This window comes from Pseudomonas nitroreducens TX1 (assembly GCF_000313755.1).
GTDB lineage: Bacteria > Pseudomonadota > Gammaproteobacteria > Pseudomonadales > Pseudomonadaceae > Pseudomonas > Pseudomonas nitroreducens_A.
In genome coordinates this window covers 97,234-124,091 of record NZ_AMZB01000136.1, presented here as the reverse complement: position 1 = coordinate 124,091, position 26,858 = coordinate 97,234, and the positions used below count along the sequence as shown (strand labels likewise).

Below are 26,858 nucleotides of genomic sequence, written 5' to 3'. Positions count from 1 at the left end.
ACGCCAGACTCATCGGAGCCTTCCGAGATATTTGTAGGAAAGTATGTTGCCCTGGTTGACGGCTCCTTCATAGGCAATAGCCGGTAGGCCTCGGCCCAGGGCTGGGCGAAGTCCTCGAAGGGCGTCGCCTCGATCAGAGCTGGATGTCGTCGCGGATCAGCACGCAGGTGCAGCCGTCTTCGTCTTCGCGCCAGTCGTGCAGGAAATACATCTGGATCTTGCCGCCATCCATGACTGCCAGGTAGTCGCCCACTTCCGGGACGAAGAAGCCGGAGGTGCCGGGTTCTGCCTCGCACTCGATGCGAACGCTGAAGAACAGTGCCGGGTCGGCGTCGTCGAAGAAATCTTCGCGCTCGGCGGCGTCCCATTCGACCGGCGCCTCGAACGGGCCGAGGAATTGCACCTTGGCATCGCCCATGTCCAGTTCTTCGGCGTCCGGGTCGTTGTCGTCCGGGCGGTAGACGGTGGCGTCCAGCGCGCTGCTGTCGGCGAGGATGGCGCGGCGCGCGGCCATGCGCTGCTGCGGATCGACGCCGGCGTCGGCGCAGAGCTGGTTCCAGAGGGTTTCGGCTTGGGTGGACATGAGGGCTCCCGCTCGTGCGGCCGGTTCAAAGGTCGATAGTGTCCGGGACGGGACGGCGCAGATCAATGGGAACGGAAGCAGGCAGGCCGGTAATCCCGTAGCAGAACGGCGTGCTCCGTGGGCGCGGCATGGTCCGCTCCTGCAGGAGACTCGGCACGAGGGCATGCCCTCTCCCTAACCCTCTCCCTGAAGGGAGAGGGGACCGGCCCGAGCGGCCGGGGAATACCGCGCTCATCGGCGGCGCCGAACGGCCCTTCTCCCTGAAGGGAGAGGGGGCCGGCCCGAGCGGCCGCGAAATACCGCGCTCATCGGCGGCGCCGAACGGCCCTTCTCCCTGACGGGAGAGGGGACTAGTCCGGGCGGCCGGTAAACACCGCGCTCATCGGCGACGCCGAACGGCCCTTCTCCCTGACGGGAGAGGGGACTAGTCCGGGCGGCCGGTAAATACCGCGCTCATCGGCGGCGCCGAACGGCTCCCTCTCCCTTCAGGGAGAGGGCGGGGGAGAGGGAAAGCAACGGCACGGGCTTTCAAGTGAAAACAATGGCTTCTGCCCATTCGCCATGTGGGAAGCAAAGACCGCTTAATCGCTCTTCAGGCCGTATTTCTTCACCTTGTCGAACAGCGTGGTCTTGGCCATGCCCAGCGCGTGCGCGGCCTGGCTGAGGTTGCCGGCGTGGCGTTCCAGGGCGGTGGACAGCAGGCTTTTCTCAAAGGCTTCCACGGCCTCGGCGAAGCGCGGCTCGCCGGCGTCCGGGCCGAGGCTGCCGCCTGCCAGCACCGGCAGGCCGATGGCGAAGCGTTCAGCGACGTTGCGCAGCTCGCGCACGTTGCCTGGCCAGTCGTGGGCCATCAGGGTGGCGGCAGTGGCGTTGTCGATGATCGGCGCCGGGCGGTCGAAGCGCAGCGAGGACTGCTGCAGGAAGTGTTCGAAGAGCATCAGGATGTCTTCGCGGCGTTCGCGCAGCGGCGGCAGGTTCAGGGTGATGACGTTGAGGCGGTAGTAGAGGTCGCTGCGGAAGCTGCCTTCGCGACCCATGGCGGCGAGGTCGGACTTGGTCGCGGCGATCACCCGGCAGTCCACGCGGATCAGTTCGTTGGAGCCCAGGCGCTCCAGCTGTTGTTCCTGTAGTACGCGCAGCAGCTTGATCTGCAGGTTCAGCGGCATGCTCTCGATCTCGTCGAGGAACAGGCTGCCGCCGTCGGCGTGCTCGATCTTGCCGATCCGCCGCTTGCCGGCGCCGGTGAAGGCATGGGCCTCGTGGCCGAAGATTTCGCTGTCGATCAGGCTTTCCGGCAGGCCGCCGCAGTTGAGCGCGACGAAGGGCTTGGGCTGGCGCCGGCTGTAGTCGTGCAGGCAGCGGGCGACCAGTTCCTTGCCGGTGCCGGTCTCGCCTTCGATGAGCACATTGGCGGAGGTGTCGGCGACGTTGGCGATCAGCTCGCGCAGCGCCTGCATGGCGGGCGAGCGGCCGATCAGCCGGCTTTCCAGGGCCTGCTTGCCGGCGAGCTGGCGGCGCAGCTGGCTGACTTCGCGGGTAAGCGCGCGCTGGGCCAGGGCGCGGCGCGCAGTGTCCACCAGTTTTTCCGGTGAGAAGGGCTTCTCCATGAAGTCGTAGGCGCCGTCGCGCATGGCCTTGACCGCCATGGCGATGTCGCCGTGGCCGGTAATCAACACCACCGGCAGGCTGGGGTCGCGCTCCTTGAGCTTCTCCAGCAGTTGCAGGCCGTCCATGCCGGGCATGCGGATGTCGCTGACGACGATGCCGGGGAAGTCGGCGCCGACCTTCTTCAGCGCCTCCTCGGCGCTGCCCACGCTGTCGGTCTCGATGTCTTCCAGGGCCAGCGCCTGCTGGCAGCCGAGGCGCACGTGGGGGTCGTCCTCGACGATCAGGACGCGCAGGGATGGGTCGCTCATGCGGGTGTCTCCATGGCGGGCAGCAGCGGCAGGTGCAGCTCGAAGGCGGTGCCGCCGGCCTCCGGATAGGCCACGCCGAGGCTGCCGCCGGCGGCGGTGGCGAGGCTGGCCGACAGGGTCAGGCCCAGGCCCAGGCCGAGTTCGCCGGGCTTGGTGGTGAAGAAGGGTTCGAACAGGTGCGCTCGCGCATCCTGCGGAATGCCAGGGCCATTGTCGCGAACGACCAGGCGGTAGTGGCCGTCGCCTTCGCTGCGGCCTTCCAGCCACAGCTGGCGGTCGGCCTGCGGGCCCATGGCATCGAGGGCGTTGGCGATCAGGTTGACCAGGATCTGTTCCAGGCGCGTCTGGTCGATGGCCAGCTGCGCGTCGGGGTAGTCGCGGTGCAGGGTCACCGGTACTTCGGCAAGGCGCACCTGCAACACCATCACCGCCGCGTCCACTGCCTTGCTCAGGGTTGCCTGGCCGTGGTCGTCGGCGCGCCGGGCGAAGGCGCGCAGGCTGGCGGTGATGCGGCCCATGCGGTCGACCATTTCGGCGATGGCTTCGAGGTTGCTGCTGGCGACATCGAGCTTGCCGCGTTCCAGGAAGCGCACGCTGTTGCTCGACAGGGTGCGCAGCGCTGCCAGCGGCTGGTTGAGTTCGTGGGCGATGCTGGTGGACATCTGCCCGATCACCGCCAGCTTGCCGGCCTGCACCAGGCGATCCTGGGCCTTGCGCAAGGTGTCCTCGGCCTGCCGGCGCTCGCGGATCTGTTCGCGCAGGTGCTGGTTGCTGGCGCGCAGGTCGGCGGTGCGCTCGGCGATGCGTCGCTCCAGGGCGTTGTTGGCCTGCTCCAGTGCCTCGCGGGCGGCGAGGCGGGTGGCGATGACCTTGCGCCGCTCGTTCCAGGCAATCAGCAGGAAGGCGAACAGGGCGAAGCCGACGGCGGCCAGCACGCCATGCATCAGCGCTTCGCGGCGCAGGTCGGCCAGCGGGGTGAGCAGGGTGAAGTTCCACGGCGTGTCGCTCAGGCTGCGCGTCTGCATCAGGTAGCTGAGCGGCTTGTGGCCTTCGGTGTTCTCGCCCGGCGGCGGGAAGCTGATCTCCTCCACGCCCTTGCCGAGGGGGTGGCGCGCCAGCGGCTGCCATTCATTGAGCGCCCACCAGTAGTACTGCAGGCTGCGGGCGAGGCGTTCCTTGTCCTGGTCGCTGAGCGGACGCACGGCCTTCAGGCGCAGGGTCGGGTCGCTGGAGAGGATGATGATGCCGTTCTCGTCGCTGACGAAGGCTTGCAGGCGCGCCTTCTCCCAGCGCTCTTCGAGGGCTTCCATGCGCACCTTGACCACCGCCACGCCGACGATCCTGCCGCCGTGGACCAGGCCGTGGGCGAGGTAGTAGCCGGGCTCGCCGGTGGTGCTGCCGATGCCATAGAAGCGGCCGGGGCGGCCGTTCACCGCTTCCTGGAAATAGGCGCGAAAGGACAGGTCTTCGCCCAGGTAGCTGTCGGCATCCTGCCAGTTGCTGGTGGCCAGCACGCGGCCGGAGGTATCCAGCAGGTACACGGCGCGGCTGCCGGCGCGGCGGTTGAGGCCTTCCAGGTAATGGTTGACGCGGTCGCGATGCAGCGGTGTCGGGTCCACCAGCAGGCGGCTGACGCTGCCTTCGAGTTCCAGCAGGCTGGGCAGGTAGGTGTAGCGGCTGATCTCGCTTTCCACACCGCGGGCGTGCAGTTCGAGCTGGCGCTCGCCGCTCTCGATCAGGCTGCGGGTGCCGGCACCTTCGCTGATCAGGTAGCCGCCGTAGCCGAAGCCCAGGGTGAGCAGGAGCAGCAGGAGGGGCAACAGGTAGTTGCGCACGAGGCGTGGCTTCACGGTGAGCGGCGGCGGCAATGGGCTGGAAGCGCATTGCAGCACAGTCGCCGGGGCCGAGCCAGCCCAACGCCGGGGGGCGGCGATGGACTGACTCGGGTACCACACGGTGCGTCCGCCAGGGGTTAGGGCTTGACCACCAGCCCGACGCCGCGGCCGCGCGGATCGGAGGCGGTTTCCAGGGCCTTGCCGTCGACGCGGATGGCCTGGATGTCACCCATGTTCCAGCCCTGGTCTTCGAGGGTGTAGCCCATGGCTTTGAGCTCGTCGGCAACCTTGCCGGTGAGCGGCGCATAAGCGTCGTAGTAAATGGTGTCCTTGGGCAGCAACTGGTGATGCACGCGCTGCGCGGCGACGGCCTTCTCCAGGGGCAGGTGGAAGTCGTAGACGTTGTTCAGCACCTGGAAGATCGAGGTGAAGATCCGCGAGCCGCCGGGAGTGCCCAGCACCAGGCTGACATGGCCGTCGCGGGTGACGATGCTCGGGCTCATGGAGGAGAGCATGCGCTTGCCCGGCTCGATGGCATTGGCATCGCTGCCCACTACGCCGAAGGCGTTCGCCACGCCCGGCTTGGAGCTGAAGTCGTCCATCTCGTCGTTGAGCAGGAAGCCCGCGCCCTTGACTACCACGCCGCTGCCGAAGTCCCAGTTGAGGGTGTAGGTGTTGCTGACGGCGTTACCGTCCTTGTCGACGATGGAGAAGTGCGTGGTCTGGTGCGGCTCCAGGCCCGGACGGACTTTCTCGGTTTCCGAGATGGCGTCCGGGTTCACTTCCTTGGCGCGCTTGGCGATGTAGTTCGGGTCGGTCAGCTGGGCCACCGGCACCTTGGAGAACTGCGGGTCGCCCAGGTAGTCGGCGCGGTCGGCGAACACGCGCTTCTCGATTTCCGCGAGCAGGTGGATGTATTTCGCGGAGTTCAGCTCCACGCCCTCGAAGTCGGCGGCGCGCTGCTCCTTGATGCCTATCAGCTGGGCCAGGGCGATGCCGCCGGAGCTGGGCAGCGGCGCGGTGTAGAGGGTGTTGCCCTGCCAGTCGATGCGCATTGGTTCGCGCCACTGGGCCTTGTAGTCGACGAGGTCGTCGGAAGTGATCAGGCCGCCGTCCTGCTTCATCTGCGCGACGAGCAGCTTGGCGGTCTCGCCCTTGTAGAAATCATCCGGACCCTTGTCGGCGATACGTTCCAGGGTCTTGGCCAGTTCGGGCTGCTTGAAGGTCTCGCCCGGTTTCATGGTGCCGAAGTAGTCGCCGAAATTGGTCTTGCCGTTGAACAGCGCGATGGCGTCCTGGCGGTACTGGTACTGCTGGTCGGCGACGCGGAAGCCGCTCTGCGCGTAGCCGATGGCCGGGGTCAGCAGCTCGCTCCACTTCAGCTTGCCGAAGCGCTTGTGCGCTTCCCACAGGCCCATCACGGTACCCGGTACACCGGCGGCCTTGGCGCCGACCAGGCTGAGGTTCTCGATCACCTCGCCCTTTTCATTCAGGTACATGGTCTTGGTCGCGGCCTTCGGCGCAATCTCGCGGTAGTCGAGGAAATACGGCTTGCCCTCGACGTACAGGGTCATGAAGCCGCCGCCGCCGATGTTGCCGGCTTCGGGATAGGTGACCGCGAGTGTGAAGGCGGTGGCGACCGCTGCGTCGACGGCATTGCCGCCCTTCTTGAGGATCTCGCTGGCGACTTTCGCGCCGTACTGGTCCGGCGCGGCAACCGCACCGCCGTCGAGGGTGACGGCGAAGACCGACGAACTCGCCGCGAGGATCGCGACGCCCAGGGGCAACTTGCTGAAGTGGAACACGCGCATGGGACTTCCTTATTTATTCTTGTAGTTGCGGTGAGGTTGAGGACCCCGGCGAACCGGGGCGCTCGGGTGGATCAGCGAACCCGACTCAGTGCGGCAGGATCTTGGCGAGGAACTGCTGGGTGCGCTCGGCGCGATTCTGCAGGTCGCCGAAGAACTCCTCCTTCGGGCAGTCCTCGACGATCTGCCCGCGGTCCATGAAGATCACCCGGTCGGCGACCTTGCGCGCGAAGCCCATCTCGTGGGTCACGCACATCATGGTCATGCCTTCGTGGGCGAGCTGGACCATCACGTCGAGCACCTCGTTGACCATCTCCGGGTCGAGCGCCGAGGTCGGTTCGTCGAACAGCATGACGATCGGATCCATGGCCAGCGCGCGGGCGATCGCCACGCGCTGCTGCTGGCCGCCGGAGAGCTGGCCGGGATGCTTGTGCGCATGGGCCTTGAGGCCGACGCGGTCGAGCAGCTTCATGCCCTTGTCCATCGCCTCTTCCTTGCTCCGTCCCAGCACCTTGCGCTGGGCGATGGTGAGGTTCTCGGTGATGGTCAGGTGCGGGAACAGCTCGAAGTGCTGGAACACCATGCCGACGCGCGAGCGCAGTTTCGGCAGGTCGGTCTTCGGGTTGGCGATGGAGGTGCCGTCGACGGTGATGTCGCCCTTCTGGAAGGGCTCCAGCGCGTTGACGCACTTGATCAGGGTCGACTTGCCCGAGCCGGACGGCCCGCAGACCACCACCACTTCACCCTTGGACACCTTGGTGTTGCAGTCGGTGAGCACCTGGAAGTCGCCATACCACTTGCTGACGTTATCGATGGAGATCATACGGTTAACCTTTTCTGCAGGCGCTTCACACCGAAGGACGCGGCGAAGCTGATGACGAAGTAGACGAGACCGGCGAAGATCAGGAATTCATGGGGCTGGCCGATGATGTCGCCACGGGAACGGGCGGCGTTGAGGAAGTCCATCAGGCCGACCGAGTACACGAGCGAGGTGTCCTGGAACAGGATGATGCTCTGCTGCAGCAGCAGCGGGGTCATCTTGCGGAACGCCTGGGGCAGGATGATCAGGCGCATGGACTGGCCGTAGGTCATGCCCAGCGCGTAGGACGCGCCGATCTGGCCCTTGGGGATGGCCTGGATGCCGGCGCGGACGATCTCGCAGTAGTACGCCGCCTCGAACATCATGAAGGCCACCAGGCACGAGGTGAACGCGCCCACGGGGGTGTCCTGGCCGGTGATCCAGCGCAGGATGAACGGCACCGCGAAGTAGAACCAGGTGATCACCAGCAGCAGCGGGATCGAGCGGAAGTAGTTCACGTAGAAGCCGGCGATGTTCGACAGCAGCTTGCTGCTCGACAGTCGCATCAGCGCGAGGACGGTGCCGAGCACCACGCCGCCCAGCACACCCAGCGCCATCAGCTGCAGGGTGGTGAGCATGCCTTCCCAGAGGCCGGGGAGGGCGGGGACGATCTGGCTGAAGTCCATCATTTACCTCCCACGGAGATCAGGCCCGGCACGGCGACTTTCTTCTCGACCATGCGCATGATCAGCATCAGGCTCATGTTCAGGGTGAAGTAGATCGCGGTGGCCAGGGTGAAGGCCTCGAACAGGTTGGCGCTGAATTCGGCGGTCTGCTTGGTCTGCGCCAGCAGCTCCATCAGGCCGATCAGCGAGGCCACCGAGGAGTTCTTGAAGACGTTGAGGAATTCCGAGGTCAGCGGCGGAATGATGATCCGGAACGCCTGCGGCAGCAGCACGTGGCGGTAGATCGCCGGCAGGCGGAAGCCCACGGCGCTGGCGGCGGCGAGCTGGCCCTTGGGCAGCGCCTGGATGCCGGTGCGCACCTGCTCGCAGACCCGCGCGGCGGTGAACAGGCCCAGGCACACGACGACACTGATGAAGGCCGAGGTCTCCGGGGCGATGCCCAGCTTGAACCAGTCCTGGATCGGCTGTGGCAGGTAATCCGGCACCAGGAAGTACCAGATGAACAGCTGCACCAGCAGCGGCACGTTGCGGAACAGCTCCACATAGGCCGTGGCGATGCCCGACAACCAGCGGTTGGGCAGGGTGCGCATCACGCCCAGCAGCGAGCCGAGCGCCAGGGCGATGACCCAGGCCGCGAGCGAGACGGCGATGGTCCAGCCCAGGCCGGTGATGTACCAGTCCAGGTAGCGTTCGTCGCCGATCCCGGTGGACTTGAAGAACACGCCCCAGTCCCAGTTGTAATCCATGACGGGTTTCCCCTCGGGTAAGACATTTCACGGTGTGTTCGAGGCCGGACGCGGGCGCAAGGACTCCCACCACCCGCGGGTAGCGGGTGTTCCGGCATCGTCATCATTGAAGTAGTGGGCTCGGGAGCGCATGGCGCGCGCTCCCGATCCCCCGCGTGGCTACGCCTTGTGGGCGCAGCCGCGCGCGACCGTTACATCTGCTCGGCAGACTTGTCGGTCGGATTGGCGATCAGCTTCTTGAGCTCATCACTCATCGGGAAATTGAGATTCAGGTTCTTCGGCGGGATGGGCTGCATGAACCACTTGTCGTAGATCTTGTTGACCTCACCCGAAGCGAAGGTGTCGGAGATGGCCTTGTCGACCACCTTCTTGAACGGTGCATCGCCCTTGCGAACCATGCACGCATAGATCTCGAAGGACTGCGGCTTGCCGACCACGTGCCAGTCGTCGGGCTTCTTGGCCTTGGCCATTTCGCCGTAGAGCAGCGCGTCGTCCATCATGAAGGCCACGGCGCGGCCGGATTCGAGCATCAGGAAGGACTCGCCATGGTCCTTGGCGGAGATGATGTTCATGCCCATCTTCTGGTCGGCGTTCATCTGCTTGAGCAGGCGCTCGGAGGTGGTGCCCGCGGTGGTCACCACGTTCTTGCCCTTGAGGTCCGGGAAGTCGTTTATGCCCGAGCTGGTCTTGGTCAGCAGGCGGGTGCCGACCTCGAAGATGCCGACGGAGAAGTCGACCTGCTTCTGGCGCTCAAGGTTGTTGGTGGTGGAGCCGCACTCGATGTCCACGGTGCCGTTCTGCACCAGCGGGATACGGGTCTGGGAGGTCACCAGGTTGTAGCGAACCTTCAGGTCGGGAGCGTTCAGCTCCTTCTTCAGGGCTTCGACGACCTTGATCTGCAGGTCGTGGGAATAACCTTCGGGCTGGCGCGGATCGCTGCCGAGGTAGGAGAAGGGGATGGAGGCGTCACGGTGGCCGAGGACGATGGTGCCGGAGTCCTTGATCTTCTTCAGGGTACCGGTGAGTTCTTCGGCGACGACGGGAGTGGCGAGCAGGGCCGCGACAATGGCGACGCCCAACGCACGGGGTGCGAAACGCATGGAGACTACCTCGACTGGTTGTGTTTGTTATTCAGTCCTGCGCCGACGAGGCTCACTCCAGGCCGGTCGCACGTTCGAGGTGGAGCAGAGCAGGGTCCGTGCCAAATCCTGGATATTCATCTAACTATATGAAATATAATGATTAATTAAGAGGTAGGCGTCGCGGCGAGGCAGCGTGGCGTTCGGCCTCCCGGATATTCGGGGAATTGTCGTTCGGAAATCCGAACGAGACTCCGGCTCAGACGTCCGGCTGGCCCGCCCACTGACCGCGCTGATAGGGCTGGTCGCGGTCGGCCAGGTGTGCGGCGATGCGCTCCAGCAACTGGTGCGTCGGCGCGCGAACCCCGGTGGTCGCTTGGCCCAGCCCCAGCGCTACGACCAGCAGCAGAAGCGCAGGCTGCAGGGCAGGCAGGGCGGCGCGCGTGGCGCCGAGGAATATGGCGCTGGTCCCCAGACCCAGCGCAAGGCCTGCATAGACCTCGGCTGGCGAATGCACGTTGATCGCCAGCCGAGACAGGCCCACCAGTACGGCGACCAGCGCCGCCAGCCCGGCCGCGACGAGGCTGGCGCGCCGCCTGCTGAACAATTGCGCGGCGAGCGGCGGCAGTACTGCGCCGGCCATCATGCTGTGGCCGGAGATGCCAGTGAAGTTCAGGTTCGGAATTCCGATTCCCCAGCCCATGAAGGCCAGCTTCGAACCCACCACCAGTGCGGTCGAGCATCCGAACAGCAGCGCCCACAACCCGGCCTTGGCTGTCTCGCGGCGGTACAGCAGCCAGCAGAAGACGAACAAGGCGGCGGGCGCGAGCAGGGAGCTGTCGCCCAGGCGGGTGATCAGGGACCAGAAATCCATGGTGTGCCGGGGAGGTGGGGTAAGGCGGGGGAAAATAGCACGCCGCCCCCCTTCGCCGTGCGTGATCGAGGTCAATCCACCTCGGGGTTCTGACCGGCGGCGTGTTCCTCGCGGCGCAGCAGTTCGCGTTTGCGCGGCAGGCCCCAGCGATAGCCGCCTTCGCCCGTACCGCCGACCACACGGTGGCAGGGCACCAGCAGGCCGACATTATTGCTGGCGCAAGCGCGGGCGATGGCCCTCGGGTGGGTGCCCAATGTCTCGGCGAGTTCGCCGTAGCGCCGTGTTTCGCCGCTGGGAATGCGTGTCAGGGCGCGCCAGACGCGAAGCTGGAAGGCGCTGCCGTGCAGGTCCAGCGGGAGCTGCGCGGCCTTTTCGGGTTCTTCCAGCTGGATGAGGACCTGGCGCAGCCAGTCACCGAGACCCTCATCGTCGCGGGCTCGCTCGGCAGCGCTGAAGCGCTCGGCCAACTGGCGCTCCAGCTCGCCGGCATCGTCGGCGAAGAGCAGGGCGCACACCCCCTTGTCGGTGGCGGCCAGCAGTACCAGTCCGAGCCGGGAGGGCGCGATGGCGTAGCGCAGGCGTTCGCCGGCGCCTTTCTGCCGGCGTTGTGCGGGGCTCAGGGGCATGTCGCTTTCATACAGGGCGCGGGTGCCGGAGTAGCCGGCTTCGAGTGCGGCGTCGAGCACCGAGCGCGCTTGCGGCAGGGCGGCGGCGAGGCGTTGCTCGCGGCGGGATTCGGCCCAGGCGCGGGGCGTCAGGCCGGTGCGGGCCTTGAAGGCGCGGGCCAGGTGCGAGGCGGACAGGCCGATGCGCCCGGCGAGTTCGTCCAGGGTGGGCGGCTTCTCGGCCTTGTCGAGCAGTTCGCAGGCCGCGGCGACCAGCGCATCCAGTTGCTCCCTTGGACTCGGGCCACGCGGCGAGCAGCGTTTGCATGGGCGAAAGCCGGCGGCTTCGGCCGCGTCTGGCGCTGCATGAAAGGCCACGTTCTCCCGCGACGGCCGGCGCGCCGGGCAGTTCGGCCGGCAGTACACGCCCGTGGAGCGCACGCTGAAGACGAAACGCCCCTCGTAGCGTGCATCGCGCTCGCAGACCGCCTGCCAGCAGCGCTCGGGGTCAAGTGAGGTGGTCGTCATGGCAGCTCTCCAGGCAATGGCTGTTGAGGGGATTCTCCGTCCCGACACGAAGTGCAGCAATCCGCATCGCGTTTTCAAATTCGAAGCGCGGCAGCAGGGGCTACGCTTGCTGGGTATCGCCTGAAGAAGAACCCATGTCCTTGCGCCGACTCTGCCTGTTCTCTGTTCTGCTGCTCCTCGCGCTGTGCGCGCAGGTCCGTGCCGCGGGCGTTGACCTGAGCGAGCAGGAGCGCGCCTTCGTCGCCGCCCACGAACCGATCCGCGTTGGGCTGTTCCGCGCCGGCTGGCCGCCGTTCGAGGTGATCGACGAGTTCGACCAGTTCCACGGCATCAGCGCCGATTACCTGCAATTGTTGTCCGAGCGCCTGGGCATGCGCATCCAGCCGGTGCTCTACAACACCTGGGAGGAGGTGCTGGCGGCGGTGAAGGCCGGCGAGGTGGACCTGCTGCCATCCATGGCGGCCACCGAAGAGCGCCAGCGCTTCCTGAGCTTCACCCAGCCCTACGTCACCAGCAGCAGCCTGATCTTCGCCCGGCGCGACAGCACACTCCGCACGCTGGACGATCTGTCCGGCCGCCGGGTAGCGGTGGAGCAGGGCTACGCCGTGCACGAGCTGCTGAGCAAGGCGGTTCCGGGTATCGACTTCGTGCTGGTAGAGGACTCCCCCAGCGCACTCAAGGCCGTTTCCACCGGGCGCGCCGATGCCTACGTGGGCAACCTCATCACCTCCACCTTCCTGATCGAGCAACTCGACCTGTCCAATCTGGAGGTGCGCGGCGACAGCGGGCTGGGCAACAGCCAGGTGCGCTTCGCCACGCGCAAGGAGCTCGAACCGCTGGTGCCGCTGCTGGACCGCGCGCTGGGCAGCATCACCCGCAACGAGCAGGAGGCGATCCAGGCCCGCTGGCTGCCGGCGCTGGACATCTTCGACTGGATGCACCTGCTACAGATCGCCTGGCCCTGGGTAGTGGGCGTCCTCGGCCTGCTGACCTTCGTGCTGGTGTGGAACCGCCGGTTGTCGATCCAGGTGGCCGAGCGCGCCCGCGCCGAGGCGGAGGAGCGGCGCCAGCGCAGCACGCTGCTGGCGCTGATCAACTCGATTCCCGATCCGATCTGGTTCAAGGACACCCAGGGCCGCTACCTGGGCGTCAACCAGGCTTTCGCCGACTGCCTGGGGCGCGCGCCGGAAGACATCATTGGCCGCAGCGATCAGCAGCTGTTCAGCCGCGCCGCCGGCGCCGGTCGCCAGGACCGCGACCGCCAGGCGCTGACCGAAAGGCAGCCGTTCGCCAGCGAAGGCTGGGTGGTCTACCCCGATGGCCGGCGGGTGCTGTTCGATACCCTGCGCAGCGCCTTCCATGACGACCAGGGCCGGCTGCTGGGGCTGGTGGGCGTCAGCCGCGACGTCACCGCGCGCAAGGCCACCGAGCTGGCGCTGGCCGAGGCGCGCGACCTGGCCGAGGAGGCTGCGCAGCTCAAGAGCGACTTCCTCGCCAACATGAGCCACGAAATCCGCACGCCGCTGAACATCATCATCGGTCTGGCGCACCTGCTGCAGGAAACCACCCTGGACCCGCAGCAGGTGGATTACCTGGGCAAGATCCAGGGGTCGGGCCAGTACCTGCTGGAGCTGATCAGCGACATCCTCGACCTGTCCCGCGTGGAGGCCGGCAAGCTGGAGTTCGAACACATCGGCTTCGACCTCGAACGCCTGCTCGGCGAGCTGTTCGACCTGTTCAGTATCCGCGCCGCGAGCAAGGGCCTGACGGTGCGTTGCGAGATCGACCCGCGAGTGCCCGCCCAGGTGGTGGGCGATTCGCTGCGCCTGCGGCAGATCCTGATGAACTACGGCAACAACGCGCTGAAGTTCACCGAGCAGGGCGAGGTGGTGCTGATCGTCCGCCTGGAAGACGAGGACGAGGACAGCCTGCAGCTGTATTTCGCCTTCCGCGATACCGGCATCGGCATCACCGAACTGCAGCAGGAGCGCCTGTTCGAATCCTTCCAGCAGGCGGACAGTTCCATCACCCGGCGCTACGGCGGCTCCGGCCTGGGCCTGGCGATCTGCCGCAAGCTGGCGGAGGCGATGGGCGGCAGCGTCGGGGTGGAAAGCGAGCCGGATCGCGGCAGCCTGTTCTGGTGCCGGCTGCCGCTGGGGCGGGTGGATGATTCGGTCAACCTGAGCCTGCAGAACATCAATCACGAACCGCTGCCGGTGCCGCTGCTGCCGACCGCCGCGACCGCGCCGGCGCTGCTGGAGAGCGGCAACGTCGCCGAGGTCGAGCAGGTCTGTCGGCGCCTGGCGCACCTGCTGGCGGCGGACGACCCGCGCGCCGGACGGTTGCTCGGCGAGCGTGCAAGCCTGCTGCGCAGCGTCTTCAATGAGGGCTACGAGGGCATCGCCACGAATGTGCGGCGATTCGAATTCGAGCGGGCCCTGGAAAGTCTGGTGAATCTCGCGAGGGAGCGCGATATCCGCATATGACGCAGCAGATAAGAAAGGGCGGGATAGGAACACGCGGACAGGGCCATGGTCCGATCACCCGTGGCATGTCACGAATCTGACCGATGCGAGGAGTTGCGATGGATAGCATGCTGGACCGGCCGGAGCAGGAGATGATCCTGGTGGTGGACGACCAACCCGACAACCTGATGCTGATGAGCGAGCTGCTCATGGACCGCTATCAGGTGCGCGTGGCGTCCAGTGGGCCGAAGGCGCTGCGCCTGATGCAGAGCGATCCGCGCCCGGACCTGGTGCTGCTCGACATCATGATGCCGGAGATGGACGGCTACGAAGTGTGCCGGCAGCTCAAGGCCGACCCCATGACCCGCGACATACCGGTGATCTTCCTCACCGGCATGGTCAGCGCCGCCGACGAGCAGAAGGGCCTGGACCTGGGCGCGGTGGACTACCTGACCAAGCCGATCAGCCCGCCGGTGACCCTGGCGCGCATCCGCGCGCACCTGAACCTCAAGGCCAACGCCGACTTCCTGCGCGACAAGAGCGAGTACCTGGAGCTGGAGGTGCGCCGTCGCGCCCGCGAACTGCAGGCGATTCAGGACGCCACGCTGGAAGCCATGGCGACCCTTTGCGACCTGCGCGACAACCCGCACAGCAACCACCTCGTACGTATCGAGCACTACATGCGACTGCTGGGCAGCTCGCTGTCGCTGCACCCGGAGTTCGCAGCCGAGCTGTCGGTGGAAAACATCGAACTGCTGGTGCGCTCGGCGCAGTTGCATGACATTGGCAAGGTCGCCGTGCCCGACCGCATTCTGCACAACCCCGGCCAACTGGAAGAGGCCGACCGGCTGATCCTCGAAAGCCACACCACCGTTGGCCGCGATGCCTTGGCAGCGGCGGAGCGCAAACTCGGATCGCCAGCGGACTTTCTGCGTTTTGCCAAGGAAATCGCCTACAGCCACCATGAGCACTGGGACGGCAGCGGCTTTCCCGAAGGCCTGGCCGGCGAGCAGATCCCCCTGGGCGCCCGCATGCTGTCGCTGATCGATTGCTATGACGAATACACCTGCCGTCACGCCTACCGCTCTTCGCTGACTCCGGAGGAAGCCGCCGAGCGCATCAAGGCCGGCGCCGGCAGCCAGTTCGACCCGCGGGTGGTCGAGGCCTTCCGCGAGGTTGCCGAAGGCTTCGCCAATATCGCCCAGCGTTACGCCGACAGCGACGAGGCGCTGGGGCTCGAACTGCAACGACTCGAAGATGCGGTGACCGAAAGCATCGAGCTGACCCCGCCCGAACCCTGATCGCGCTGGGCGGTCGTCGACGTTTGCCGTATAAGGAGCGCAGCGCCCCAGAGAGGTACGCCAGGAAGCCCGATGAAGACCCCGAAACGCCTAGAGCCGTTGATCGAAGACGGCCTGATCGACGAAGTATTGCGCCCGCTGATGAGCGGCAAGGAAGCAGCTGTCTATGTGGTGCGCTGCGGCGCCGAGCTGCGCTGCGCCAAAGTCTACAAGGAAGCCAACAAGCGCAGCTTCCGCCAGGCCGCCGAATACCAGGAAGGCCGCAAGGTGCGCAACAGCCGCCAGGCCCGCGCCATGGCCAAGGGCACCAAGTACGGCCGCAAGGAGCAGGAGGACGCCTGGCAGAACGCCGAGGTGGCGGCACTGTTCCGCCTGGCCAATGCCGGCGTGCGCGTGCCCAAGCCTTACGATTTCCTCGACGGCGTGCTGCTGATGGAAATGGTCGCCGACGAAGAGGGCGACGCTGCGCCACGTCTGAACGACGTGGTGATGGAGCCCGAGCTGGCCCGAGACTTCCACGAGTTCCTCATCCGCCAGATCGTCATGATGCTCTGCGCCGGCCTCGTGCACGGCGACCTGTCGGAGTTCAACGTGCTGGTCGGGCCGGACGGCCCGGTGATCATCGACCTGCCGCAGGCCGTGGACGCCGCCGGCAACAACCACGCCTTCCGCATGCTCGAACGCGACGTGGGCAACATGGCCGCCTATTTCGGCCGCTTCGCCCCGGAACTCAAGTACACCCACTACGCCAAGGAAATGTGGGCCCTCTACGAGGACGGCAAGCTGCAGCCGGACACCCCGCTGACCGGGCACTTCGATGATCCGGAAGACGAGGCGGACGTGGATTCGGTGCTGCGTGAAATTGCCGATGCCATGCGTGAGCAGGAACGCCGCGAAGCCGGCCGCGCCGCCCAGGATGCCCCGCAGCAGCGCGACGAGCCGCCGCCTCCGCCGTGGGAGCAGGCCTGAGCCCATTGCCCGGTGAGTCGGCGCTTCTGGCACTGATCGCCGGGCAACCCGAGCGCCTGCACCTGCTGCGTATAGTGCGCGATCACGGCCCGGAAGGCGCCTGGATCGCCGCAGGTTTCGTGCGCAATGCGGTGTGGGACGCCATGCATGGCTACGACGAGCAGACGCCAGTCAGCGATGTGGATGTCCTCTACTTCTGTTCCGACTGCCTGGCGCCGGAAGCTGATTACCAGTGGGAACGCCGGTTGCAGGAAGCCTGTCCCGGCGTACCCTGGTCCGTGCGTAACCAGGCGCGAATGCACCTGCGCAATGGCGATTCGCCCTATCGGGATTGCGGGGACGCAATGTGCCATTGGCCCGAGCTCTGCACGGCGGTGGCGCTGCGCTTGCGCGGTAGTTGCCTGGAACTGCTGGCGCCGTTGGGGATCGACGACATCTGGGCGCTGCGCGTCCGGCCGACCGGGCACTTCCGCGCCAAGCCGCACATCTATCGCGAGCGTATTGCCGCCAAGAACTGGCCGGCGCGCTGGCCGAAACTCCAGATCGAGCCTGCGTAGGAGCGAGCTTGCTCGCGATCCCGCCCATCGCCGATTTGCCCGGTGAATCTGTTCGCGAGCAAGCTCGCTCCTACAAAAAACGTGTCGGAGAACTGTAAGGCCGCAACTGTATCCATACATTTCAAGCGAGGGCTGTTAGTTTTCCCGCATCCCACCCCGAGCGCTCTGCCATGCCCCTCCGCCACGTTCTCCTCGCCTTGCTGGTCACCCTGATCTGGGGCGTCAACTTCGTCGTGATCAAGGTCGGCCTGCACGACTTCCCGCCGCTGCTGTTCTGCGCCCTGCGTTTCGCCCTCGCGGCGTTGCCGCTGATCTTCCTGCGCGGTCCGCTGCCGGCGCCGTTCTGGCGCATCGTGCAGATCGGCGTGCTGCTGGGCGTGGTCAAGTTCGGCCTGCTGTTCGTCGGCATGCACATCGGGATGCCCGCCGGCTTGTCGTCACTGGTGCTGCAGAGCCAAGTGTTCTTCACCGTATTGATCGCCGCCGTCTTCCTCGGCGAGCGCCCGAGCCCGCGTGCGTTGATCGGCCTGGCGCTGGCCGCCGGGGGCCTGCTGTTGATCGGCCTGGAGCGCCCGCTGGGCGATAGCCTGGTGGCCTTCCTGCTGGTGATTGCCGCCGCGCTGGCCTGGGCCTTTTCCAACATCGCCACCAAGCGCTCCGGCGCCAGCGATATGCTGCGCCTGATCAGCTGGGTCAGCCTGATCCCGCCGTTGCCGCTGCTGGTGCTGTCGTGGATCTTCGAAGGCCCGGAGGCCATCGAGCACGCCGTGGTCAACATCAACTGGACCGGCGCAGGCGCGCTGCTCTACATCGCCTTCCTCGCCACCACCGTCGGTTTCGGCCTGTGGAGCTTCCTGCTGCGCCGCTACCCGGCCAGCCAGGTCACGCCTTTCGCCCTGGCGGTGCCGGTGTCGGGCTTGCTGTCGGGCTGGCTGTTCCTGGGGGAAGACCTCACCACCCAGGACTGGATGGCCTGCGTGCTGGTGTTCGTCGGCCTCGCGGTGACCGTATTGCCGGCCTCGATCTGGCGCCGCCGCATGGCAGTGAGCGGCCAAGGCTGACCCAGGCAGCAGATCAGTGACAGCACGTTCCTGACTCCAGGTCCTTGAGGATCGGGCAGTCCGGCCGGTGGTCGCCCTGGCAGTGGTCGCTCAGTTCCTGCAGGGTGTCGCGCAGGCTGCTGAGTTCGGCGATCTTGCGGTTAAGCTCGTCGATATGCCGGGCGGCCAGGGCCTTCACGTCGGCGCTGGCGCGCTGGCGGTCCTGCCAGAGGGCGAGCAACTGGCCGACCTCTTCCAGGGAGAAGCCGAAGTCCCGCGAGCGGCGGATGAAGGCCAGGGTGTGCAGGTCGTGCTCGCTGTAGTGGCGGTAGCCGCTGGCGCTGCGCCCGGCGGGGGCGAGCAGGCCGGTGGATTCGTAGTAGCGGATCATCTTCGCGGTCAGGCCGCTTTTCTTCGCTGCTTCGCCGATGTTCATGCCGATTCCTCTTGAGCGATCGCCCCCGATGGCTCGGGAGCGGCACTGTCATTTCCGATCCTGGGGTTTCCAGCGCTTGAGCAGCAGGGCATTGCTCACCACGCTGACGCTCGAAGCGGCCATCGCCGCGCCGGCCACCATCGGGTTGAGCAGGCCGAAGGCGGCCAGCGGGATGCCCACCAGGTTGTAGATGAAGGCCCAAAACAGGTTCTGGCGGATCTTCGCGTAGGTACGCCGGGAGATGTCCAGCGCCGCCGGCACCAGGCGCGGGTCGCCACGCATCAGGGTGATGCCGGCGGCATGCATGGCAACGTCGGTGCCGCCGCCCATGGCGATACCCACGTCCGCTGCAGCCAGCGCCGGGGCATCGTTGATACCGTCGCCGACCATCGCCACCACTTTTCCTTCCTGGCGCAGCGCGCCGACCACGGCGGCCTTGTCGCCGGGCAATACTTCGGCATGCACGTCGTCCAGGCCCAGCGCATCGGCCACGACCTGGGCGCTGCCACGGTTGTCGCCGGTGATCAGGTGGCTGGCGATGCCGCGTTCGCGCAGGGCGTTGATGGCGGTTTTCGCACCTTCCTTGAGGCTGTCGCCAAAGGCGAACAAGGCGATCACGCGGGCTTGCGGCTCCCGCTCGATCAGCCAGGACAGGGTGCGGCCTTCGGCTTCCCAGCGCTTGGCCGATGTTTCCAGCGCACCGGGCAGCAGTTGGGCTTCGTCGAGCATACGGCGGTTGCCCAGCGCCAGCAGGCGACCTTCGATGCGGCCCTGGATGCCGCGGCCGGTCAGGGCCTGGGTCGCCTCGGCGGCGGCGGGGTTCAGATGGCGTTCGGCGCAGACGTCGAGTACGGCGCGGGCCAGCGGGTGTTCGCTGCCGCGCTGCAAAGCGCCGGCCAGGGCAAGGGCTTGCGCCTCATCATGGACTGCCGCGAGGTTGGTGATACGCGGCTGGCCGGAGGTGAGGGTGCCGGTCTTGTCGAAGGCCACGGCAGTCACCGCGTGGGCGACTTCCAGGGCTTCGGCGTCCTTGATCAGGATGCCATGCTTGGCCGCTACGCCGGTGCCTGCCATGATCGCGGTCGGGGTGGCGAGGCCCAGGGCGCAGGGGCAGGCGATGACCAGCACGGCCACGGCGTTGATCAGCGCCTGTTCCCAGCCCGCGCCGGCGATCAGCCAGCCGACCAGGGTGACCAGGGCGATGCCGATCACCACCGGGACGAACACGTTGCTGACCTTGTCCACCAACTTCTGGATCGGCGCCTTGGCCGCCTGGGCGTCTTCCACCAGGCGGATGATCCGCGCCAGGACGGTCTCGCCGCCCAGGGCGGTGGTCTTCACGCGCAGCACGCCTTCGCCGTTGATTGCGCCGCCGGTGACCGGGTCGCCGACGTCCTTGGGCACCGGTAGGCTTTCGCCGGTGATCAGGGCTTCATCGGCGTGGCTCTGTCCGGCGAGGACTTCGCCGTCCACCGGGAAACGTTCGCCGGGGCGCACCAGCACTTCGTCACCCAGGCGTAGTTCGGCGATGGCGACGTCTTCCTCGACGCCGTGGCGCACGCGGGTGGCGCGCTCCGGGCGCAGCGCCTCGAGGGCACGGATGGCAGCGGCGGTCTGGCGCTTGGCGCGGCTTTCCAGGTACTTGCCGAGCAGGATCAGGGTGATGACCACGGCGCTGGCTTCGAAGTACAGGTGCGGCATCTGCCCGGGAACTGCGGCGTACCAGAGGTACAGGCTCAGGCCGTAGCCGGCGCTCGTGCCGAGGGCGACCAGCAGGTCCATGTTGCCGCTGCGGGCGCGCACGGCCTTGTAGGCCGACACATAGAAGCGCGCGCCGATGATGAATTGGACGGGCGTGGCGAGGAGAAATTGCACCCAGGCCGGCAGCATCCAGTGCTGGCCGAACCCGTCGCCGACCATCGGCAGCACCAGCGGCAGCGACAGCAGGATGGCGGCGGCCAGCCACCAGCGCTCGCGCGCCAGGCGGGCCACGGCCGGGTCCACGGTGGGTTGGTCGGGTTCGATGGGCCGGGCCCGGTAGCCGGCCTTGTCGACGGCGGCGATCAGCGCGGCGCTATCCATCGCGCCGAGCAGCTCGACATGGGCGCGCTCACTGGCCAGGTTGACACTGGCCGAGCGCACGCCGGGAACCTTGTTCAGGGCGCGCTCGACGCGGCCGACGCAACTGGCGCAGGTCATCCCCTCGATGGCCAGTTCCAGGCTGTGGGACGGCACCTGGTAACCGGCCTGCTCGACGGCGGCGACCAGCGCCGGCAGGGTTTCGCCGGTGGACGGCGCGGCCAGCTGCACGCGGGCCTGCTCGCTGGCGAGGTTGACGCTGGCGTCCTGCACGCCGGGTACTTTGCGCAGGGCACGCTCGACTCGACCGGCGCAGCTGGCGCAGGTCATCCCGGAGACGGGCAGGTCGAGTTCGATGGGGGTGGCGCTGCTCATGGGGCTTTCTCCCTGAAGTTCCCCGATAGCATCAACCTTGACACGAGGGTAAGGTCAACCCTCGCTCGCTGCCATCTTGTCGCAGGTCAGGCCGCGAGGCGCATTCTCAACTGCCGCTGGAGACCGGCATCAGGTAAAGGCCGCTTTCGCTGTTGGCGATACGGAACTTGCGTACTTCGCCGGCGTGCAACAGGACTGACTGGGCGCGCAGGGGTTGGATACCGCTGCGGCAGAGCCCGGAGTTGGCGGTCTGCAGGCGCAGGGAGACTTCGCCGGGCGGCAGGTTGAGGGCGATTTCGCCTTCGGGCTGCAGGCGCGAGACCTTTTCGTCCTGGACATACAGGTCGATGTCGCAAGCGGTGCCGGTGTCCAGCCGTTCGCGGCTGACGATCAGCACGGCATAGGCCACCGGCTGGGCGTCGGGGATCGGCCAGGAGCCTGGCGTGCTCGGCGGCGGTGCGGCCGGGGAAGCAGGCGCGGGTGCGGAAGGCGCCGAGGGCCCTTCGGGCATGCCGTCGGCGCAGGCAATGAACGGAAGGGTGGCCGTGAGACCAACGGCGAGCACTAGGGAACGGCGCATGGGCGTTCTCCGATGAGTCAGCTATTTCCGCAGCTTGGCTGAGAGGATGACGTAGGACAAGTGCAGGACGATGGGTACGCGAGAGGCTTGACCTTGCCACGGTGGCAAGGTCGAGACTGCGCCCAACGCTTCAATCCATCAGAGGAGAGATTCCATGCACACCTTCAATGTCAAAGGCATGAGCTGCGGCCACTGCGTGCGGGCCATCACCCAGGCGGTGCAGGCGCTGGACGCCGCGGCGGATGTACAGGTCGACCTGGGTGCCGGCGAAGTCCGCGTCGCCAGCCGGCTGGACGACTCCGCGATCCTCGCGGCGATCCGCGAGGAGGGTTACGAGGCCGAGGCGGCCTGAGGCGTCTTTCCTTCCGGGCCGGTGTCGTGCCGGCCCTTACGTCTGCGCCGGGTGCCAGTCGCGCACCAGACCGCGGAACACGGCGTCAAACAGCTCGCGGGTCTCCTGCAGTGGGTCGAACAACGCCGGATCGCGCAGCCAGTCGCTGAGCAGGCCGAAGATCATCGCGTGCACCGCGCGCGAGGCTATCTTGGGCGTCACCCCCGGCATCAGCCGCGTGCGGCAATCCTCGCGGCTGAACAGTTGCTCGCAGAGCTCGATGAACTGGCGGATGAAATGGTTGTGGCGCTCCTCGGCGTCGCGCAGTTCATCGGTGAATTCGCAGCGTTGCAGGAGGATGGTGAGGATGCGCCGGCGCTGCTCATCGCGGGCGAGGTTCTCGACCACTTCCACGCTGAGCTGGAACAGCGACTCGATCGGGTCGTGGCCGTCGCAGCCCGATAGGCGCTGGGCCAACTGTTCGGGCGGCAGGCGAACCTGGTTGAGCATGTCGTTGAACAGGTGCGCCTTGTTCTGGAAATGCCAGTACACCGCTCCACGGGTGACGCCAGCAGCGCGTGCGATCTCTTCGAGGCTGGTATTTGAGACGCCTTTCGCAAAAAAAAGGCTTTCAGCCGAGTCAAGAATGGTCTGACGGGTTCGTTCCGAATCTTCTTTAGTTCTTCGCATGGCGCTTGGTGGTATACAGGCTAGGATCACTGGGTGACCGCCAGTTTACTGATTTTACTGCGCTAACAGTGCTTTACAGACACTGGCGTAGGTAAAGGCCTCACAGTCGTCGTCCCTAGGGGTTCCGCCGTCAGTCATTTCCATGGAGAGGTTACATGTCGTTCGCCCGCCGTTTGCCCGTCGCGCTTGTTGTCGCTGGGTTGCCAGTCTTGTTCGCTGCCTGGGCCCAGGCCGAGGACAAGCCCACCGCGGCTGCGCCACCTCCTCCGGCAGTGACGGTCGAAGTCGCCAGGAGCGCTCCTGTTCCCCTGACGTTCGAGTACGCCGCGCGCACCGCCGGTTACCGCGAGGTGGAAGTACGCGCCCAGGTCAGCGGCATCCTGCAACGACGCACCTATGAAGAAGGCCGGCCGGTGAAGGAAGGCCAGGTGCTGTTCCGCATCGACCCGCGCCCCTACCAGGCCGCTCTGGGCCAGGCCAAGGGTTCGCTGGCGCAGACGCAGGCGCGCTATCGCCAGACCGAGCGAGACCTCAAGCGTATTCGCGAGCTGCAACGCAAGGGCTTCGCCAGCGAGAGCGAGCTGGACCGCTACACCTCCGATTTCGAGCAGGCCAAGGCCGATGTCGAAGCCGCCAGGGCCAACGTCCAGGCCAAGCAGATCGACCTCAACTACACCACGGTGACCGCGCCGATTTCCGGCATGGCGAGCAAGGAAGTGCGCTCCGAAGGCAGCCTGGTGGTGGCCAGCGACCCGAATTCCAGCCTGCTGACCAAACTCACCCAGCTCGACCCGGTGTACGTCAACTTCGCCTATCCCGACACCCAGGCGAGCCAGATGAACGACGGAGTCAAGAGTGGTCGCTACCTCCTGCCCAAGGACGGCAAACTCACCGCCGAGCTGCGCTTCGGCGATGGCAGCAAGTACCCCATCGAAGGCGTCGTCGACTTCACCGACAGCTTCGTCAACACCGGCACGGGCACCGTGAACGCCCGCGCCGTGGTGCCCAACCCGCACAACCTGCTGATCCCCGGCCAGTTCGTGCGCATCCTGATCACCGGCATCACCCAGAGCAACGCCGTAACGCTGCCCGAGCGCGCGCTGGCGCAGGGCCCGCGCGGCACTTTCGTCTACGTGGTGGACAAGGACGGCTTCGCCCGCGTGCGTCAGGTGACCACCTCCAAGACTGTGGATGGCCGCTGGATCATCGACGCCGGTGTCGACGATGGCGACCGCGTGATCGTCGACGGCTTGCTCAAGGTGCGCCCGGACCAGCCGGTCAAGGCGACCGAAGGTGGCGCGCAGGAAGCTGCGGCCAACACCGCTTCTTCCCAATCCTAAGGAGCGCACATCGTGATTTCGCGCTTCTTCATCGAACGTCCGGTGTTCGCGATGGTGATTTCCATCGTGATCCTGCTCGCGGGCCTGGTGGCCATGCGCGCGTTGCCCATCGCCCAGTACCCGGAAATCGTGCCGCCGCAAGTGTCCGTATCGGCGTCCTATCCGGGGGCCAGCTCCCAGGTCATCGCCGAAACCGTGGCGGCCCCGCTGGAGCAGGAAATCAACGGCGTGGAGGGCATGATCTACCAACTGTCCAACTCCGACGCCAGCGGCGCCATGAGCCTGACCGTTTACTTCGAAGTCGGCACTGATCCCGACCAGGCCACCATCGACGTCAACAACAAGGTGCAGGCAGCGCTCGCCAAGCTGCCCGAGGAAGTGCGCCGGCAGGGCGTGAAGGTGGAGAAGAAGTCCTCCGACATCCTGCAGGTGGTGACGCTGTTCTCTCCGGACAACTCGCGTGACCCGATCTTCATCAGCAACTACGCGCTGATCAACGTGATCGACGACCTCAAGCGGATTCCCGGTGTCGGCGACGTCAGCCAGTTCGGCTCCAAGGATTACGCGATGCGCGTCTGGCTGCGCCCGGACAAGCTGGCGCAGTACGACCTGACGCCTACCGACGTGGTCAACGCCATCCGCGAACAGAACTCGCAGTTCGCCGCCGGCAGCTTCGGCCAGCAGCCAATGAAGGAGCCGCAGGACTTCACCTACATGGCTACGGCGCAGGGCCGTTTCACCGATCCCAAGGAGTTCGAGAACGTCATCCTGCGCAGCGATTCCACCGGCGCCAGCCTCCTCCTCAAGGATGTGGCGCGGGTCGAGCTGGGCGCGCAGGACTATTCCCTGGTGACCTCGCTCAACGGCCAGCAGAACGCCGCCTTCGGTATCTACCTGCAGCCCGGCGCCAACGCGCTGGACACCGCCCAGGCCGTGCGCGACCACATGGACGCCATGTCCAAGCGCTTCCCGCAGGGCATCACCTACAAGATCCCGTACGACACCACGATCTTCGTGAAAGTCTCCATCGAAGAGGTGATCCACACCTTCGTCGAGGCGCTGATCCTGGTGATGGTGGTGGTCTTCATCTTCCTGCAGAACATCCGCGCCACGTTGATCCCGGTGCTGGCGATCCCGGTGTCGCTGGTCGGCACTTTCGCCGGCATGTACCTGATGGGCTTCTCCATCAACCTGCTGTCGCTGTTCGGCATGGTGCTGGCGATCGGTATCGTGGTGGACGACGCCATCGTGGTGTTGGAGAACGTCGAGCGGGTGATGCGCACCGAGAAGCTGAGCCCGAAGGACGCGGCGATCAAGGCCATGGAGGAGGTGACCGGGCCGATCGTTGCCATCGTGCTGGTGCTCTGCGCCGTGTTCATCCCGGTTGGCTTCCTCGGTGGTCTGGCCGGCCAGATGTACAAGCAGTTCGCGATCACCATCGCAGTGTCGGTGGTGATCTCCGGCATCGTCGCGCTGACACTCTCCCCCGCACTCTGCGCGCTGATCCTCAAGCCCGAGCACAAGGAGCCGGCCGCGCCATTCCGCTGGTTCAACCGCACCTTCGAACGCATCACCAACGGCTACGGCGCCGGGGTGCAGTTCTTCCTCAAGCGCGCGGCGCTGGGGCTGTTGCTGTTCGGCGGCATGATCGCCCTGCTGATCATCCTGTTCGGCCGGGTGCCCGGCTCGCTGGTCCCCGACGAAGACCAGGGCTACGTGCTCAACGCCTACTTCCTGCCGCCCGCGGCCTCGCTGACCCGTACCGAGAAACTCACCAGCGACGTGACCCACGAGCTGATGAAGCATCCGGCGGTGCAGGACGTGGTCACCTTCGCCGGCTTCGACATCCTCACCTTCGGCACCCGCAGCAACGCCGGCGTGTCCTTCGTGCCGCTCAAGGACTGGAAGGAACGCACCACGCCCGAACTGGATGCGCGCAACCTGACCCGCGAATTCATGAAGATGGGCGCCGGCCAGGAAGACGGCGTGGTGATGTCCTTCAACCCGCCGCCGATCACCGGCATGAGTACCACCGGCGGCTTCGAGGCCTACATCCAGGATCGCAGCGGTGGCACCTCCGAGCAGCTCGAAGAGGTGACCATGAAGTTCCTCGCCGCCGCGGCCAAGCGCCCGGAACTGGCCGGGGTCAACACCACCTTCAACGCCAACGTGCCGCAGTACTACGTCGACCTGGACCGCACCAAGGCGCGCTCCCTGGGCGTGGCGATCAACGACGTGTTCACCGCCATGCAGTCCACCTTCGGCAGCTACTACGTCAACGACTTCACCCTCTACGGGCGGACCTGGCAGGTCTCCCTGGAGTCGGAGCCGGAGTTCCGCCGCAAGCCGGACGACCTCAGCCAGGTCTTCGTGCGTTCCTCCGCCGGCGATCTGGTCCCGTTGACTACGCTGGTGTCGGTCAAACGCATCCTCGGCCCGGATTCCTACGCGCGCTTCAACGTGTTCCCGGCGGCGAAGCTCCTCGGCGGCCCGGCGCCGGGCTACAGCTCCGGCCAGGCGCTGGCGGCGATGCAGGAAGTGGCGGACCAGGTGTTGGGCCAAGAATATTCACTGGCGTGGATCGGTTCGGCCTACCAGGAGCTGGCGACCCAGGGCTCGGGCAGCACGGCGTTCATCTTCGGCCTGATCCTGGTGTTCCTCATCCTCGCGGCCCAGTACGAGCGCTGGACCTTGCCGCTGGCGGTGGTCACCGCAGTGCCCTTCGCAGTGTTCGGGGCGATCCTGGCGATCTGGCTGCGCGGGCTGGATAACGACGTGTACTTCCAGGTCGGCCTGGTGACCCTGATCGGTCTCGCGGCGAAGAACGCCATCCTGATCATCGAGTTCGCCGTGCTGTGCCGCGAAGAGCAGGGCATGGGCCCGATCGAGGCGGCGCTGGAGGCGGCCAAGCTGCGCTTCCGCCCCATCGTGATGACCTCGCTGGCCTTCATCCTGGGTTGCGTACCGCTGGCCATCAGCACCGGCGCCGGCTCCGCGAGCCGTCACTCGATCGGTACCGGGGTGATCGGCGGGATGCTCGCCGCGACCCTGCTGGCGACCTTCCTCATCCCGATGTTCTACATGCTGGTGGAGTCCGCCGCCGACAAGCTCGCCGGCCGCAAGGCCAAGGCCGAGCCAGAGGGGGTACACAAGGCCTGACTCAGCAGTGGGCCCGGTTGGCGCGGCCGGGCCTGCTTCTCCCCTTTGTTTCGGGATTTGCTTAGGGAGCTTGCTAA

Annotated in this window: 22 protein-coding genes; 8 read left to right on the top strand and 14 right to left on the bottom strand. The window is 66.4% G+C overall.

All coding sequences use genetic code 11. The features are described 5' to 3' along the window. Positions 1-133: 133 nt before the first annotated feature. From C167_RS0128235 to ada, 10 genes are all read right to left on the bottom strand, one after another. Positions 134-583, bottom strand: a complete 450-nt coding sequence (locus tag C167_RS0128235; RefSeq protein WP_017521684.1) for a hypothetical protein — start codon at positions 581-583, stop codon at positions 134-136. Positions 584-1,164: 581 nt separating this feature from the next. Next, positions 1,165-2,499 (bottom strand): sigma-54-dependent transcriptional regulator, encoded by a 1,335-nt coding sequence (locus tag C167_RS0128230; protein ID WP_017521683.1) that lies wholly within the window; start codon positions 2,497-2,499, stop codon positions 1,165-1,167. After that, the gene (locus C167_RS0128225; protein WP_085988873.1) at positions 2,496-4,391 is read right to left on the bottom strand and encodes a sensor histidine kinase; all 1,896 of its coding nucleotides are present in this window, start codon (positions 4,389-4,391) and stop codon (positions 2,496-2,498) included. Before C167_RS0128225 ends, C167_RS0128230 begins: the two co-directional genes overlap by 4 nt. An 80-nt stretch (positions 4,392-4,471) precedes the next feature. After that, positions 4,472-6,145, bottom strand: coding sequence for a gamma-glutamyltransferase (ggt, locus tag C167_RS0128220; RefSeq protein WP_017521681.1), 1,674 nt, complete (start codon positions 6,143-6,145; stop codon positions 4,472-4,474). 85 nt (positions 6,146-6,230) lie between these two features. Continuing rightward, entirely contained in the window at positions 6,231-6,965 is a 735-nt protein-coding gene (locus tag C167_RS0128215) for an amino acid ABC transporter ATP-binding protein (RefSeq protein WP_017521680.1), read from the bottom strand. Continuing rightward, a complete protein-coding gene (locus tag C167_RS0128210) occupies positions 6,962-7,630 on the bottom strand; it encodes an amino acid ABC transporter permease (RefSeq protein WP_026079336.1) in 669 nt (222 codons plus the stop codon). The genes C167_RS0128215 and C167_RS0128210 overlap by 4 nt, the downstream gene beginning before the upstream one ends. Then, positions 7,627-8,373, bottom strand: coding sequence for an amino acid ABC transporter permease (locus C167_RS0128205; RefSeq protein ID WP_017521678.1), 747 nt, complete (start codon positions 8,371-8,373; stop codon positions 7,627-7,629). The genes C167_RS0128210 and C167_RS0128205 overlap by 4 nt, the downstream gene beginning before the upstream one ends. A 191-nt stretch (positions 8,374-8,564) precedes the next feature. Beyond that, entirely contained in the window at positions 8,565-9,473 is a 909-nt protein-coding gene (locus C167_RS0128200) for a glutamate/aspartate ABC transporter substrate-binding protein (RefSeq protein WP_017521677.1), read from the bottom strand. A gap of 238 nt (positions 9,474-9,711) precedes the next feature. Beyond that, entirely contained in the window at positions 9,712-10,326 is a 615-nt protein-coding gene (locus tag C167_RS0128195; protein WP_017521676.1) for a phosphatase PAP2 family protein, read from the bottom strand. A 71-nt stretch (positions 10,327-10,397) separates the two neighbouring features. Further along, positions 10,398-11,459: a bifunctional DNA-binding transcriptional regulator/O6-methylguanine-DNA methyltransferase Ada gene (gene ada / locus C167_RS33045; protein ID WP_017521675.1), complete on the bottom strand. Its 1,062-nt coding sequence runs from the start codon at positions 11,457-11,459 to the stop codon at positions 10,398-10,400. Between the two features lie 134 nt (positions 11,460-11,593). Between ada and C167_RS0128185 the strand changes: the two genes are divergently transcribed. The 5 genes from C167_RS0128185 to C167_RS0128165 all read left to right on the top strand — a co-directional run bounded on the left by C167_RS0128185 (position 11,594) and on the right by C167_RS0128165 (position 17,812). Beyond that, on the top strand, positions 11,594-13,945 hold the full coding sequence (locus C167_RS0128185; protein ID WP_017521674.1) for an ATP-binding protein: 2,352 nt from the start codon (positions 11,594-11,596) through the stop codon (positions 13,943-13,945). A gap of 98 nt (positions 13,946-14,043) precedes the next feature. Next, entirely contained in the window at positions 14,044-15,225 is a 1,182-nt protein-coding gene (locus tag C167_RS0128180; RefSeq protein WP_017521673.1) for a two-component system response regulator, read from the top strand. A gap of 72 nt (positions 15,226-15,297) precedes the next feature. After that, complete coding sequence (locus tag C167_RS0128175) at positions 15,298-16,194, top strand: PA4780 family RIO1-like protein kinase (protein ID WP_017521672.1); 897 nt, start codon at positions 15,298-15,300, stop codon at positions 16,192-16,194. 5 nt (positions 16,195-16,199) lie between these two features. Continuing rightward, entirely contained in the window at positions 16,200-16,751 is a 552-nt protein-coding gene (locus C167_RS0128170; protein ID WP_017521671.1) for a nucleotidyltransferase family protein, read from the top strand. Positions 16,752-16,921: 170 nt separating this feature from the next. Next, on the top strand, positions 16,922-17,812 hold the full coding sequence (locus C167_RS0128165; RefSeq protein ID WP_017521670.1) for an EamA family transporter: 891 nt from the start codon (positions 16,922-16,924) through the stop codon (positions 17,810-17,812). Positions 17,813-17,825: 13 nt separating this feature from the next. Here C167_RS0128165 and cueR read toward each other — a convergent pair whose 3' ends face one another. The 3 genes from cueR to C167_RS0128150 all read right to left on the bottom strand — a co-directional run bounded on the left by cueR (position 17,826) and on the right by C167_RS0128150 (position 21,261). Continuing rightward, a complete protein-coding gene (gene cueR, locus C167_RS0128160; protein WP_017521669.1) occupies positions 17,826-18,227 on the bottom strand; it encodes a Cu(I)-responsive transcriptional regulator in 402 nt (133 codons plus the stop codon). A gap of 48 nt (positions 18,228-18,275) precedes the next feature. Next, on the bottom strand, positions 18,276-20,681 hold the full coding sequence (locus C167_RS0128155) for a heavy metal translocating P-type ATPase (RefSeq protein WP_017521668.1): 2,406 nt from the start codon (positions 20,679-20,681) through the stop codon (positions 18,276-18,278). 106 nt (positions 20,682-20,787) lie between these two features. Then, the gene (locus tag C167_RS0128150) at positions 20,788-21,261 is read right to left on the bottom strand and encodes a hypothetical protein (RefSeq protein WP_017521667.1); all 474 of its coding nucleotides are present in this window, start codon (positions 21,259-21,261) and stop codon (positions 20,788-20,790) included. 154 nt (positions 21,262-21,415) lie between these two features. Here C167_RS0128150 and C167_RS0128145 point away from each other — a divergent pair, with 154 nt between their 5' ends. After that, positions 21,416-21,613 carry a heavy-metal-associated domain-containing protein gene (locus C167_RS0128145; RefSeq protein ID WP_017521666.1) on the top strand — a complete coding sequence of 66 codons (198 nt, stop codon included), beginning with the start codon at positions 21,416-21,418 and terminating at the stop codon, positions 21,611-21,613. 36 nt (positions 21,614-21,649) lie between these two features. Here C167_RS0128145 and C167_RS0128140 read toward each other — a convergent pair whose 3' ends face one another. Then, positions 21,650-22,282, bottom strand: coding sequence for a TetR family transcriptional regulator (locus tag C167_RS0128140; protein ID WP_026079335.1), 633 nt, complete (start codon positions 22,280-22,282; stop codon positions 21,650-21,652). Positions 22,283-22,437: 155 nt separating this feature from the next. On the opposite strand from C167_RS0128140, the gene C167_RS0128135 reads away from it, so the two are divergent. Together C167_RS0128135 and C167_RS0128130 are read left to right on the top strand one after the other, a co-directional pair. Then, complete coding sequence (locus tag C167_RS0128135; RefSeq protein WP_017521664.1) at positions 22,438-23,622, top strand: efflux RND transporter periplasmic adaptor subunit; 1,185 nt, start codon at positions 22,438-22,440, stop codon at positions 23,620-23,622. Between the two features lie 12 nt (positions 23,623-23,634). After that, positions 23,635-26,781, top strand: coding sequence for an efflux RND transporter permease subunit (locus C167_RS0128130; protein WP_017521663.1), 3,147 nt, complete (start codon positions 23,635-23,637; stop codon positions 26,779-26,781). Positions 26,782-26,858 lie beyond the last annotated feature (77 nt).